This is a genomic window from Neobacillus sp. WH10, assembly GCF_030123405.1.
Lineage (GTDB): Bacteria > Bacillota > Bacilli > Bacillales > Cytobacillaceae > Neobacillus.
Genome location: NZ_CP126110.1, coordinates 233,125 through 247,195, shown reverse-complemented (window position 1 = coordinate 247,195; position 14,071 = coordinate 233,125). Strand labels below are relative to the sequence as shown.

The window sequence follows — 14,071 nt, the reverse complement described above, 5'->3', positions numbered from 1 at the left end:
TACTTCGAGATAGACACCGAAACACAAATTATTTTTTCTTTTCTTTTAAAAAAGGCATTGGGCAGTTAAAAAACCGCCTGATGCCTCAATAATTAAAGTGATCCAAAAATAAAAGATATCGCTCTGCCCAGAACAGTTATTGAATTAGATTCTCTCTTTTCGCCTTCTCCACAGCTTCATCTCTTCCTTGTACCTGTAGTTTAGAATAGATAGTGGAAATGTAGTTTCTTATTGTTCCTTCAGATAAGTGTAACTTTTGAGCAAGTATTTTATTACGAGTTCCCTCAGCCAACCCACGAAGTATTTCCAATTCTCTTTCGGTTAGTTGATAAGGATTTTCTACTTTAGTTCCCATCTGATTTTCAAGTAATTGTTGTGCTACATCTTGTGTGATCATCGTTCCACCACCATAAATTAGACGGATCGTTGCTGCCAATTCCTTTGGATTAACGGATTTTAGTATGTATCCTTCTGCTCCAATCCGCAGAGCTGTCGCCGCATAAGACACATCCTCAATAGTTGTAATCATAATAACACGTATATGCGGCCAAGTTTCTTTAACTATTTTTGTTGCAGTTATACCATCCATTTCTGGCATGTTAATATCCATTAATATTATATCGGAACAATTTTTCTGGCAATCCTCAATTGCTTGTTTTCCGTTTCCAGCAATAAAAACCTGAAAATCTTTTTCTTCCCCTAACAATAGCCTTAAACTTTCACGGACTAGCGGTTGATCATCCACTATAAGAACTTTAATTTTATGACTGCCCTCATTCGTTTGATTTGGAATCATACAGGTGATAATTGTACCTTCATCCTTCTGAGTATCGATATAAAACTTGCCTTGCAGCATAGCAAGACGTTCCCTCATACTTGAAAGTCCATATCCATATTGAATTTTTTCACTTCCTTTTCCGTTATCCTGTACCTGCAGCATTATTTGAGCTTGGTCATATTGAAGAAGAACTTGAATGGAACTAGCTTGACCGTGACGGCTGGCATTAGTCAAAGTCTCCTGTAAGCACCGATACAATGTAAGTTTAGCTTGCTTCATTACAGGATAAGGTTCACCCATTGTGCGAAAAATAACATGTACTCCTGTATTTGTTTTAAACTCCTCCATGATTTGAAGAAGAGAACGATCCAATGGCAAATTTTCTTCTAAGGGATCCATTTGATGCACTTGCCGTCTAATATCTTCTAGTCCAGTTCTAGCAAGTTTTAGCATGCTTTGCAGCTTGGTCTTTCCTTCACTTGAATTAATATGAGGGATTAGTGTTTCCATGCCTAAAATCATAGAGGTAAATGAATGCCCAATCGTATCATGAAGTTCACGTGCCATACGATATCGTTCTTCCAGAAGAGTCATTTTTTCGATTTGTGATGAATATTGTTCCAGAATCGAATATTGCTCTTCTATTAGTTTTAGTTTTTGCTTAATTGCATTAATAGAGACAGCCCCCATCTGTAGAGAAAAGCTAACTCCATAAAAAATAAGGGCATCCATTAAGCTTTGCCAAATCAAAGGACTTGTCAGTGATGAAACTACCGAGTCACCCGCAATTAAAATAAACAAAATTACAGAAATAGGCAGAGAAAACCAATGTTGTTTACCTCGAGAATAGAATGCAATTGTAAAAAGTATTGGAGCAAATAACCTAGTCAACTCTAAATGGTAAGCAAGAAAAAGCGAGAAGCCACCGGCAACCAAACACTCAGTAATAAAATATCGGTAATATTGTCTTCCTACAAATAAAAAAGGAATTGTACTGCAAACGAGAAGAGCAATACAAACCATCCAAAAAGGAAAATTTGCTTTGTCTTTATACATGAAAATGATAACTAAAATGATCCACACGGTTCGTAACGTAAAAATGGACCAATCTTGCCATGACCATCGATTTATGAAAATACGCATTCGTACAGCTCCGATCAAAAAAAATAAAATGTGATTAGAATGATTTAAAAAGCAGGTTTTCTTTGTCATATCAAGGTTATTACATTTTGTAACTAGGGATTATGACAGCTGCTTTGTTAGATTGATAGTGTCTGAGACGATTCCAAAATAAATTATATCTCATTCAAATTATTAATTGAAGGAGTGAAAGTCATTGTCGTTACTACAAATAAGTGACCTTACTAAAAAAGTTGGGAACAAGATTATTGTAGACCATTTATCTTTAGAAATGGACAAGGGGGAAATTTTAGGTCTTCTCGGTCCGAATGGAGCTGGAAAAACAACCACAATTCGTATGATTGTGGGACTAGTTAGCAAATCAGAAGGAAAGGTACTCATTAACGGAGAGGACACTTCTCTTCATTTTGAAAAAGCAATGAAGCAGGTTGGAGTCATTGTGGAGAATCCTGATTTGTACAAATACTTATCTGGATATGATAATCTAGTTCATTTTTCAAGAATGAATTCAAAGGTATCGAAAAAAAGAATCAGCGAAGTTATATCTTTAGTAGGACTGGAGCACAGCATTAACGATAAAGTCAGTACCTATTCTCTTGGTATGAAACAACGTCTAGGTCTTGCCGTTGTTTTGGTTCATAAGCCTTCCTTGCTCATTCTCGATGAACCAACTAACGGACTTGATCCGGCTGGTATCCGTGAATTGAGGGGACATTTAATATCCATAGTGAAAAACGAAGGTGTAGGAGTTATTATTTCAAGTCATTTAATGTCCGAGATGGAAATGATGTGTGACCGAGTGGCCATTTTAAACAAAGGAAAGTTGATAGGCATTCATCATGTATCAGAAATGGTGGAAGATGAATGTTCAGAAGTAAGATTTGAAGTCGATCGCCCGGATTACGCTATACAAGTACTTCAATCTTTACTGTCTGGAAAAGCAATTATAGCCGATCGAAAACAAATTAAGGTACGCATTCCTAAAGAACGCATTCCTGAAATAAGTCAGCAGCTGTTGAGTGAAGGTATTAATGTATATAATGTCCAAACTGTCAAAAAGACGCTTGAGGACAAATTTATAGAAATTACTGGAGGGAATATTCATTGAACCTAATACGTAATGAAAACATGAAAATATATAAACGTAAGCGCACTTGGGTTATGGTCTCATTAGTCATCATGTATGTATTAATCCAGATTATAAATTTAAAAACTGCAGAAGATACTGCTTTCGGTAAAGACTGGAGGACGAAGCTTGAAGAGGAGAATATTTCACTTAGTAAGGAAATAGAAAAATCAAATATGTTGATAATTGAAGAAAAACAAGCTAAGAAAAAATTGTTACTGAATCAATATTATTTAGAGAACAATATCCCCCCCGACACAAATGCATGGAGTTTTGCCGTTGGTCAGATTAGTAATATTATTTTTGCGGTTTCACTTATTGCTATTATTATAGGCGGAGAAATTGTAGCTGCTGAGTTTGGTTCTGGAACAATCAAACTTTTACTAACCCAATCAGCTAGTCGGACGAAAATCTATTTCGCTAAATATACCGCTGCCATATTGTTCGGGCTTTTTTTAACATTAGTTGGCATATTGATGGCTATTTTATTTAGTAGTTTCATATTCGGATTGGACGGATTAGGTGATAACTACTTTTTTGTAAAGGATCAAGCTGTTGTAGGAGTTCCTATTTTCTTTGCATTAATAGGTAGTTATCTTTTAAATATTCCGTTTCTGTTTCTGGCAATCACATTGGCATTTATGATCTCCGCAGCCTTCCGGAGTACCACATTTTCCATTGTTATCTCCATTCTAGTAACATTAGTTGGATTTATATTATCTATTGCAATGAATGGATGGTACTGGACGAAGTATTTCGTCTTTTCTCATACAGAGCTTAACCAATTTATATTCGGAACACCTTCAGTTGAAGGAATGACACTAGGTTTATCAGTTGGATTTATTATCTTACATCTATTGATACTCCATCTGATATCATACCCTATTTTTGTCAAACGTGACGTAGCTTAAAAAATACAGCACTAGTTTGTTGTCAGGGTAGTCTGATATCCAAATCCGGAAAGTAGGAGAATATATGAAAAAATTAATGCTGTGTTTTGTCATTCTATCTCTGTTAACTCTTATTTCAGCATGTAAGCAACAATCAACTACAAAGGAAGTTGAACTTCCAGTAAAAGATATTTCCAAACTTGTTATTAACAATAGAAATGGAGAGGTAGAAATTACAGGCCATTCGAACTCCGAAAAGATTGAGGTCACTGCACTAGTAAAGGCTAATGGCATCAGTATGGATAAACTGAAATTTAGTTTAAAAGAACGAAAAAACATCGCCTATTTAGATGCTACATTTGATGGTCAATTTTTTGCGATGGGTTCAGGATCAGTTGACCTTCACATTAAGATACCAAAGCACCTTCAGTTAGACATGAATACACACAGAGATGGAAATATTAGTATATCCGATCTGTCTTCCAATATTGAAATTGTAAATGTAAACGGTGATATTAATGTATCAAACTCAGAGGGACCTGTACTAATCGAGAACAGGGATGGCGACATGGAAATTCGAGATATCGCTTCAAAGGTTACACTAAATAATAAAAATGGGAAGATTCAAGCGATGAACATAGATGGCCCTATTGATATAAATAATAGAGACGGTAATCTGTCCCTTCATAATATTGATTCAGATGTAAAAATTATGAATCTTAATGGACACATCAAAGTCGATGAAATAGATGGATCAGCTAAAATCCATGTTGGAGACGGTTCCCTTGATATCAATTATGTATCAAAAAATGTGGAAATCACTCAGACTGGAAATGGGAAGGTAAATATCAATAATATTAAAGGTAATATAACAAGAAATAAAAAATAAACATTTTTATATAAAACAAGATATTAGCTTAACTCATTACAAAAAATAACCTGGTTAGAAAATCACTAACCAGGTTTTTTGGTCACGATTAAGTTGTTTGAGTCACAGTCCTGTTGCTCAGCCTATTCTTCCCACTCTAAATCGTTGATGTATAGGGCTTTACCCGTATTTAAACAAACGTTTGATTGAAAATTTCCGTTGTTAAACAAACATTTGATCAATAAAAACAGCAGAAGTTATCCTGCTGTTTTTTAACAATAAGTCTTATTGTAAATTAAAGAAAACTTGACCATCCAACATCTCTTCGTAACGAAGTTGAGCTTTTTCACCAGTTTTAACTAGACCGGAAATATAGCCCTCTTTTTCGTTCCCTACGTACATTTCGAAACTAAATTCAGGTTCTGTAGTCGCAATTACATCCCCACTATAAATGTCCCCGCCTTCACTTACCATCTTAAAATTCATAATTCCATCAATATGAAAAGCTAAATCTTGTGTTTCTGATTCAGTGAATTTAACTTTCGTTTTGGCAAGAACCCATTCGTAGCCCTCTGGAGCTGCTTCATTAAATTGATTCATAGATTTTAATTTTTGGAAAGCAGCATCGCCGCGAACAACTTCAACTACCGTTAAATCAAATTTAATTGGAAAAGAGTCTCCGTTATCGTTGAACAATTCGTCTTCAACTGTTCCAGTTGTTAGAAATGGTACTGGATTACTTCGAGAGCCAAGTTTAGACTTCTTCTCTTCTTTTTTCTCTGTACCTTCCGACTTATTAGTATCACTTGGTTTTTCGGTTGATTCTTGTTTAGTATTATCAGATTTAATAGAGACATCTTTAGTGTCCTGACCGCAAGCTCCAAGCATAGTGATGGTAAGTAAACCAATTAGAGATAGATTAAGCATTTTTTTCAGATTGAATTGCATTTAAAATCCTCCTTTAAAATATATATATGATTCATTGAAAAAAATTAATTAGTATCTGAATCTTTTAAATCATCTGGATATACCATTTCATCGATAGTCTCTTGAGTAGCTTCATCTTTAATGAAAATAGTTACTTTCGTACTATCTGCATCTGACCCATTAAACATTTGATACATCATTCCAGACATACCATAACCAAGAGCAGCAAAACCATCCATACTATTTTCATAAGCTGCTTTATCTACTAAAAGGGTAAACTCTGAAAATGAATCATTATGAGTTATATCCTTTATGGAAGCAAAATCTCCACTTGTCTTCGTTTCTTCGATAGAATCTTTGATATTTGTTTCTAATTCTTTCATCATCTCTTTATGTTCCGACTTAGACATTTTATAAGTCAAAGAACCATCTTCATTTTTGGTTACTTCTTTTACTCCATCCTTTTTCGCATTGGCAATAACAGTATCTATATCCTCTCCTTCAAACAATGAAGCTGGCAATGTTAATTCTACATTTAACAGACCTTTATCCACAGATACTGCTTCGTTCTTCTTTTCTTCCTTGTTTTCAGTTGATGACTTTTTCTCATCTGAGTTGGAAGCTTGTTCATTAGATGAACAAGCAGCCAGTAAAGTCATAGCTAATACCAACATGATAAAGCCGAATTTACGCATAAAAAAATCCCCCTATTATTTTATATACTTTGGAATCACATAACTATTATACTATTGTTCTCAGGCCGTTCTACCCTTACTTTATCCAATATTATGAACTTCTCATTTTATTGCAATAGTGAAGGTACAAAACTAGGAATAATTATTTAGATAATCATTGTTTCTATATCTTTTTTAATAAAAATAACTGAGCACAGGAACGGCATTGCCTTCCATGCTCAGTTTCTTATATTTTCGACAAAGACTCATTTCATGTGAATGATTTTTTCCTTATGAATGAATTTTATCCTCGCTGACACAATTCGTCTCCTTGTAGCTAAGTTCTTCCTCTCTTCACCTCCCCCTTTATCGCCTTCAATCCTTTCACCGCTTGGCTTCCCGCCCTTTTTTCCCGCCTTTTCATCTGAAGCTAAGTTCTTCCCTATAGTTAGGGGTAAATGGCGAGGGAAGCTGACAGGATTTCGAGCATTTTGTGGGCTTACCTTGTGCTTTTTCCCTCATTTGGTCCACCTTCATCCTTCCGCATTCTGCCTTTTTAGCTCCCCTTATTCGATCAGCTTTTCCCACTTTTAAACAAACATTTGATCAATAAAAAAAGAACCGCGAAGGACGTTCCAACGGTTGTTTCCCGATTCTTTTGAGCCATTGGGTTAAGTGTTGACAGTGGCTTACCTTAGTATATTCTTTTGAAGATTGTTGTTAAATACTAAACTGGAGGAAAAAATCCCCGATATTATAAATATAACAATAATTAATATATAAAGAGAAAGGGAGTATACAATCAATGCAAGATACAGGAAGTTTCACAATGAAAGTAAATCAAGCAGAAAAAACAATTGATATGACAGTGAGAGGTACATTCACTCCTGAAAAAGCACAAGAGTTTATTAAGGAGTATCAACAAACATTGTCTGCGATTAAACCAGAAGAATTTGTTCTACAATTTGACTGCAGGGATTTGAGCGTTGTATCACAAGATTTAGCTCCAAACCTTGAAAATGTTATGAGGATGTATAAAGAATCTGGATTTAAAAAAGTGTTGGTTGGCATTCAAAAGAAACCAATTATTAAACTGCAGTTGAATCGTTTGGCTCGTAATGCAGGGCTTGACAATTTTGAAGTATCGGAAATTTATTAAGAGGTCTTATAAAAGAGTAAAGCTTGAATGAGCCTTACTCTTTTTTATCGATAATCGTCCGAATTTTTCGTTCAATTATGATAGAACGAATTTTCTATCATATGTTCTAGAAAAATAGAGTAATTATACTCTCGTAATTTAATTACCAAAATATAGTAAATGGAGGCGTTTATAACAATTATGACAAACATTAAAATTAAGGCGGTAGATATCTATCATGCCGAAAAAAGTATTTCAAATGAATTTTATATTAACCATTTTAAAGATCAAGGGAAAGATATTTCTCACTTTTTGGAAATAATGGGAAGAAAAGACCGATTTGTTATTGATAATGAAAGAGAAAATTCTCTTACGATGGGAATAGAAGCTTCGAATCGTGTATTAAAAAAAGCTGGTTTAACTGGTAAAGATTTAGATATGCTTGTCTTTACTTCACAAGTACCTGAATATATTATTCCAACTAACGCATTATTAGTCCACCATGCAATAAAAGGAAAGGAAAACATGGTTGTTTATGATATGAACGCTAACTGTGCTGGGATGACTATAGCAGTAGAACAAGTATCGAGATATATGATGTCCAACCCTCATATGAAAAGAGCATTAGTGGTAGGCTCAGATAATCTTTCCTTGCTATCAAGTCCAGAAGATACTATGACGTATTCTAATTTTGGAGATTCTTCTTCCGCAATTATTTTAGAAAAAACAGAAGAAGATACAGGATTTATTGACTCAATAGTTGATGTTCATTCTGATACGGATAATCGAACATGTGTTGTTTATCCTGAAAAGGGGCTATCTCAAACAATTAAAGCTAATGGACAAGGTAAATCGATGTTGTGGATTCCATTTGACGGAAGATTTGTTTTGCCCCAAGTATATAAAATGTTTGAAAAAGTATTAGAAAGAAACAATCTAAAGATTGAAGATATTGACCATTTTTGTTTATCACAATTTGCTCTAACACTTCTTCAAGAAATTCAAGACCATTATCATATTCCAGAGGAAAAAATCATCTTTTCGGGAGACCGTTATGGATACACTGGAACAAGTAGTCCTTTTATGGCTTTTCATGAAGGAATTGATTCTGGTAAAATCAAACGAGGAGATAAGGTGTTATTCTGGACTATAGGTGGAGGATATCAACTTGCGACAATGTTGTTTAAATATTAACATTATAAAAGAGTGTACTTAAAAGACATCTACACGGATGTCCAGTTGGCCCCTTGGTATTTTGGTTCGTTCTCAGTTCTTGCTCGATGAAGATAGCAATCCAGATATCTATATTACATTTTTGAGTACAACCAAAAAGGCTCTTTATATGCGGATGATGAAGAACAACAAACAAGTCATTACATTCTGGTGGATATTTGTCGTCTCGGTAATTATTCAAAACTCACAGAGCAAGTAAACAGTCTTTAATAGACGTCGGATTCTCAAGGACAATGGAAACCGAATTCTATGAATTTGAAACAAAATATTATCACAAGGTTATCCGTTTTTCCTACACAAAAGGCACCTAATAGGGTGCTTTTTATTTTGCTCATTGGAGATTAATCATATAAGTTTTTTATTAGTATTTATAGAACCAGTCCAACCTCTAACGTATCACAAATATTAAGAGCCAAAATATACAAGACATGTATATCAGGCTCTTTAATTATAAATTTGATTAAAAAGCTCATCCTAATTTTTTCTTTTTCCTTTTTTTAACTCTACGAACTTTCAATATCTTACCTCCACGCATTTTCCTAATTGTATGGTACATCGTTTTATCTTGAAGCTTATAAAAGTGAGACAAAGCAGGATTTAAGTTTGCCTCGATAATCCAAATGTGTCCGTCACTGTCTATCCCCATATCAAACCCATATATACGATGCCCTTCATAAAGTGGCTCTAATGTTTTCGTTGCAAGCAAGGCAATTCGTTCTAATTCTGATACAAGCTTTTCACCATTACCATCCTCTATATGAATATTGGAGGCTTTGATCGCTTCGACAACAGGCAATACGGATCCACTGCTTAACTGATTATTCGTTACAAAGAAACCTTGCCCGGCTAATTTTGCAACTTTACCGGTTACGACCCAATTATTCGAGTTCTTTTTTTTCTGGACAATGACCCGAAGATCAAATGGACGCCCCTGGATATTGGCTAGGGAGATATACCTTTGAGCAAGATAAGTTCTTCGTGGAGCTTTCTTTTTTTTAAAGTAGGAATAAGCATGATACTTTCCAACAAATTCCTTTGTACTATTTAAGTAATGAATTTCGACCTTATCTGATTCAAGTGCAGATACTTTAAATATCTTTCTCCCCCTGCTGCCCATTACAGGCTTTAAGATCACTGAAGGATACTTATCAGTAAAGTCCCATAGTTCCTTCTCGGTTGAAACCCTCATCGTTTCGGGAAGATGCATTTCAAGTTCTTTATTTTTGATTAAGGTTAAATATTTATTCCATTTGTCCCATTTTGGCATTCTTCATCATACCTTTCCCTGGAGCAGTAATCTATTTTTTTTAGATACTTCTCCAATAATGTTAGAAATAGGTCCATATCATCTGGATTTAGGTTACCAATGTTCGCTATTCTAAAATATTTTAAATGAGTAAGCTTTCCAGGATAAATGGTGATCCCATTTGCATAAAAATAATCATGCATGTGGTTGAAATCATATACCGCACAATCAGGTTCTATAATAGCAGTGATCTTTTATGTCAACAGCACAATCGTAAGAACTTTGAAAAATTTAACCCAGTCAAGTCGATATGCCTCCGCAATTTCGCACATCCTTTCCCCATATACACCGTTGTTCATAATGACCACAACGCCATCATTTGCAACAGAACTTAAAACTGATTCTACCGCAGAGGTTCCAGATCCGCTGAATAATACAGTTGTATACTCCTCAGTATCGGCGACAAGCCTTGTCAGTTCTGAGGAAACGTATTTCATAATTTGGCAGACCTCTTTTTCACGAGGGCAAATATCAGGAACTACTTGTGCATATTTAATTGTATCGGTCGTGGTAGCAGGACCTGGATTTAATAATATGTTCCGTTTCAATTTTTCATAACGCAGCTCCTCATTGTGTTTTAATTGATAAATAGTTGTAGACGTGCTTTCACCTCAGCTGGTGCTATTTTGGGGCGTCCGAGATTTTTTTTGGACCCTGGAGAATTTTTTAAATAAAAAAAAGTGAGCCCCTTTGTTTTCTTCCATTCTGCTATTTTTGCTTGCAGCTCTTCTAAATTTATTGGTAGTCTCTTTATTCAAACCTTTTAAACTCTAACCAACACATTTTTAGTTTATTGTCTTTTTCAGCTACAACTAAATACATTAATTAATGTATGAGAGAACGAAATTTTTGCTCGGGCTTTAATAAGTAAAAGAAAATTTTACACTAAGAAAGGCGTTTTCACGACTAATAAAAATAGGTATATCATAAAGCTTTAGCCCACGATTAAAGGGGATTAAATGCAGAGCTAGGGGAGTAAGAAGAAAGAAGGTTCAATATCTCAGGCAAAAGTACAGAAGATAACAAAGTTACTACATAATATGTTATTTCTGATACCTTTTGAGAGATTGGAGCACACCAGGCTCTTTTTTCATTTGCAAGCTGAAAATAATTTTGGAGATATAACTATGGTTTCTTCCAGTGGTAGTAAAGGAAATTGTTCTCGCAAATCAATGACTGAATCTAAATATTCAGTTATATAAAAGTAATTTCGTTCTAAATCTGACAGAAATTCATACTGTCTGTTTGTTTTTTACCTTTTAAACGAGTGGAACGACCCTTTGAAGATACATCTTAAATCTTTTACCAAGGCTTATAATCTGCACCAATTCTGGTGCCTCGACCTTCTTGAATCCACTTTTCAACATTAGATGTCCTTTTTCTATTAGACATAAAAACACCCCTTTAGACAATCAAATCTAAAGGGGTAAAACGGTACTACTTTTTAAACGGTTAATCTTTATTTCAAATCCACATCTTCTGTTCAAGGACATTAATGTTGGTAACTAGAAAACCCATTAATATCAATGATTAACGGGTTCTCGTATATATATTTAATTTACATTTAAGTTGGTAACCAATTTTATAGCTCGTTAATGTAATTCGAGTAATGTTGGTAACTATAATTTTTTTTAGTCGTTTGATAAGAAACAGACATAATATGTATGAAGGTTCAATATCACAGCCTAATTAAACATAAGCACCCGTTCGTATATTCCTTTACAATTAGGAGTACCTGACCAGTTATTTTTGAAATACAAAGAATTAAAAATAAGAAAACCATGTATGTAAAACAAATAACACGCGAAGAACTTTTAGCTGAAGGAAATAAAGCCATCTGAATGGTTTAGGTTCGTTGTTATTTACAAAGTATCCTCTAAGACGAAAAACCAATGACTTAGAGGATACTTTTAGTTTTTTCATCGGCTTTTCATGGGTTTGATTTTTTTTCTGTAATTAGCTCGAACTAACCGATGAAGTTCATTTATGATATTTCTTTAACCGGCCTTCAAACTTTCCACGCAGGAATGAATTATGCAGTAAAGATATATAAAGAAGAAAGTATGACCGTCAATCAAATTTGCAAAATTACAAGTGTATCTAGAGCTTCATTATATAGGAAATTATCAGAAGGAAACAATTAGTCCTTCTTATTCCATTAAAGGTCTGTATCTTGAGTAAGAAAATTCGAATTTTTAACCTTAATAAACTGAGAAATTAGGATTTTTATAATTGTATCTCCTTTAGGTTTTAAATAAGAATTTTCCTGACACAACCCTTGAATGAGATAGTTTTCAATTAAAACAAATTAGTTAAAATAGATTTTTTTATGTGAATCAATAATGTAAAATAGAGTGTCCATTCATTAAGATTTAATGGAGTTGACAATACAAAAATATTAATTTACTATATATAGACTGATTGGTATAATACTTGAATGAGGTAATAAAATGAATGAGAAGCAAAATTCTAAGGATAAATTAATCAAAACAGCATCTCGGCTTTTCCAATTACAGGGTTATCACGCAACAGGGTTGAACCAGATTACGAAAGAAAGTGGAGCACCTAAAGGTTCTCTGTATTATCATTTTCCAGAAGGGAAAGAACAACTGGCCATCGAATCGGTACAATTAACTAAAAAGTTTGTTTCCGAACAAATTTTCAATAGTTTAAATAAAACCCCTGATCCTGTAAAAGCTATTCAAAATCTGATTGAGGAAATGGCTGAACACTTTCAAAAGAAGGGTCGTAAAGGAGGCGTTCCGATTGCATCTGTTGCACTCGAAACAGCTCTTATCAGTGAACCATTAAGAGAGGCATGTCAGTCAGCTTATACAAACTTTCAAGCTATCTTTACTCAAAAATTAGTTCAATCGGGTTTTGAAGAAAAACGAGCAAAAGATTTAGGAGTAGTTATCAATTCCATGATTGAAGGTGCCTTTCTCATTTCTTTTACAACAGGGAACAGTGAACCATTACATTTAGTTGCAAAACAAATTCCAGTTGTTCTTCAATAGAGGTGGCTGGATTTTTAAAAAACATAAATTATATAGACTGGTCTAATATAACAGATTGAAGTAAACAACAAAGTGAGTGAGGGATTATGGTATGAAAATATTAGTGACAGGGGCATCCGGCAATGTAGGTAGGTTTGTCACAGAAGAATTATTAAACAAGGGAGAACAAGTAGTTGCTGCCGGAACGAATATCCAAAAACTAAAAGATATGTTCAAGGGTAGAGTTGACACAGTTTATTTTGATTTCACAAATAAGGATACATATGATGAAGCCCTTGAAAATGTAGATAGAGTCTTTTTAATGAGACCACCTCATCTTGGAAAACCTGAGGACTTGTATCCGTTCATTGATACTATGAAGGTACACAACATCAAGCTGGTTTCATTTTTATCTTTAATGGGAGTTGAAAACAACACGATTCCACCCCATCATAAAATTGAGAAATATATCGAAGCGTCAGGAATTCCCTATGCTCATATACGACCAGGTTTTTTTATGCAAAATGTATCGGGTGTTCATTCTGTTGAAATTAGAGAAAAGAATAAGATTTTTGTGCCAGCAGGAAACAGCAAAACCAGTTTTATAGATGCTGCTGATATTGGATTATCAACCGCCATTTTACTTCACGAGCCTGATAAATATAGAAATACTTCTCACACCATTACTGGTCCAGAAGCGTTAGATTATGATCAGGTAGCAGAAATATTAAGTAAGGTGACAGGGAGACAAATCACCTATGCGAAACCGGGATATTTGAAATATAGAAGGCATTATATTAAAAACCGAGGACTTGAAAAAGGATATGTTAATGTGACCGTTGCACTGTATTTTATGACAAGGATGGGGACCGCAAAAAAGGTTACAGATGACTTTTTAAAATTATCAGGGAGAAATCCACGTTCTTTTGAAGATTTTGCAAGAGCGAATGTAAATTGTTTCATGAAGAAATAAGCAGTTGAAAAAATTAAAGGGA

13 protein-coding genes and 2 pseudogenes are annotated in these 14,071 nt (G+C 34.4%); 9 read left to right on the top strand and 6 right to left on the bottom strand.

The window, feature by feature from the left end:
• Positions 1-136: 136 nt before the first annotated feature.
• Complete coding sequence (locus QNH20_RS01260; RefSeq protein WP_283921144.1) at positions 137-1,921, bottom strand: helix-turn-helix transcriptional regulator; 1,785 nt, start codon at positions 1,919-1,921, stop codon at positions 137-139.
• Between the two features lie 193 nt (positions 1,922-2,114).
• Between QNH20_RS01260 and QNH20_RS01255 the strand changes: the two genes are divergently transcribed.
• The 3 genes from QNH20_RS01255 (at position 2,115) to QNH20_RS01245 (ending at position 4,823) form a co-directional block, all read left to right on the top strand.
• A complete protein-coding gene (locus QNH20_RS01255; RefSeq protein ID WP_283921143.1) occupies positions 2,115-3,026 on the top strand; it encodes an ABC transporter ATP-binding protein in 912 nt (303 codons plus the stop codon).
• Complete coding sequence (locus QNH20_RS01250; protein WP_283921142.1) at positions 3,023-3,955, top strand: ABC transporter permease; 933 nt, start codon at positions 3,023-3,025, stop codon at positions 3,953-3,955. Before QNH20_RS01255 ends, QNH20_RS01250 begins: the two co-directional genes overlap by 4 nt.
• Positions 3,956-4,019: 64 nt before the next feature.
• Positions 4,020-4,823, top strand: coding sequence for a DUF4097 family beta strand repeat-containing protein (locus QNH20_RS01245; RefSeq protein WP_283921141.1), 804 nt, complete (start codon positions 4,020-4,022; stop codon positions 4,821-4,823).
• Between the two features lie 264 nt (positions 4,824-5,087).
• Here the strand turns inward: QNH20_RS01245 and QNH20_RS01240 are convergent, their stop codons facing one another.
• Together QNH20_RS01240 and QNH20_RS01235 are read right to left on the bottom strand one after the other, a co-directional pair.
• On the bottom strand, positions 5,088-5,750 hold the full coding sequence (locus tag QNH20_RS01240; RefSeq protein WP_283921140.1) for a hypothetical protein: 663 nt from the start codon (positions 5,748-5,750) through the stop codon (positions 5,088-5,090).
• 44 nt (positions 5,751-5,794) lie between these two features.
• Positions 5,795-6,424 carry a hypothetical protein gene (locus tag QNH20_RS01235; protein WP_283921139.1) on the bottom strand — a complete coding sequence of 210 codons (630 nt, stop codon included), beginning with the start codon at positions 6,422-6,424 and terminating at the stop codon, positions 5,795-5,797.
• A 784-nt stretch (positions 6,425-7,208) separates the two neighbouring features.
• On the opposite strand from QNH20_RS01235, the gene QNH20_RS01230 reads away from it, so the two are divergent.
• The 3 genes from QNH20_RS01230 (at position 7,209) to QNH20_RS01220 (ending at position 8,973) form a co-directional block, all read left to right on the top strand.
• Positions 7,209-7,562 (top strand): hypothetical protein, encoded by a 354-nt coding sequence (locus QNH20_RS01230; protein ID WP_283921138.1) that lies wholly within the window; start codon positions 7,209-7,211, stop codon positions 7,560-7,562.
• Between the two features lie 180 nt (positions 7,563-7,742).
• The gene (locus QNH20_RS01225) at positions 7,743-8,735 is read left to right on the top strand and encodes a ketoacyl-ACP synthase III (protein WP_283921137.1); all 993 of its coding nucleotides are present in this window, start codon (positions 7,743-7,745) and stop codon (positions 8,733-8,735) included.
• A 37-nt stretch (positions 8,736-8,772) separates the two neighbouring features.
• Positions 8,773-8,973, top strand: coding sequence for a hypothetical protein (locus tag QNH20_RS01220; protein ID WP_283921136.1), 201 nt, complete (start codon positions 8,773-8,775; stop codon positions 8,971-8,973).
• A gap of 270 nt (positions 8,974-9,243) precedes the next feature.
• Here the strand turns inward: QNH20_RS01220 and QNH20_RS01215 are convergent, their stop codons facing one another.
• From QNH20_RS01215 to QNH20_RS26925, 3 genes and pseudogenes are all read right to left on the bottom strand, one after another.
• A complete protein-coding gene (locus tag QNH20_RS01215; RefSeq protein WP_283921135.1) occupies positions 9,244-10,041 on the bottom strand; it encodes a YheC/YheD family protein in 798 nt (265 codons plus the stop codon).
• Positions 10,042-10,274: 233 nt separating this feature from the next.
• A complete protein-coding gene (locus tag QNH20_RS27020) occupies positions 10,275-10,628 on the bottom strand; it encodes a hypothetical protein (protein ID WP_481858020.1) in 354 nt (117 codons plus the stop codon).
• A gap of 560 nt (positions 10,629-11,188) precedes the next feature.
• Positions 11,189-11,472 (bottom strand): annotated as a pseudogene (locus tag QNH20_RS26925) (hypothetical protein); the annotation flags it as partial.
• A 626-nt stretch (positions 11,473-12,098) separates the two neighbouring features.
• Between QNH20_RS26925 and QNH20_RS01205 the strand changes: the two are divergent.
• The 3 genes and pseudogenes from QNH20_RS01205 to QNH20_RS01195 form a co-directional block, all read left to right on the top strand.
• Positions 12,099-12,224 (top strand): annotated as a pseudogene (locus QNH20_RS01205) (helix-turn-helix domain-containing protein); the annotation flags it as partial.
• Between the two features lie 306 nt (positions 12,225-12,530).
• Positions 12,531-13,097 carry a TetR/AcrR family transcriptional regulator gene (locus tag QNH20_RS01200; protein ID WP_283921134.1) on the top strand — a complete coding sequence of 189 codons (567 nt, stop codon included), beginning with the start codon at positions 12,531-12,533 and terminating at the stop codon, positions 13,095-13,097.
• Between the two features lie 91 nt (positions 13,098-13,188).
• Complete coding sequence (locus QNH20_RS01195; protein WP_283921133.1) at positions 13,189-14,049, top strand: SDR family oxidoreductase; 861 nt, start codon at positions 13,189-13,191, stop codon at positions 14,047-14,049.
• Positions 14,050-14,071 lie beyond the last annotated feature (22 nt).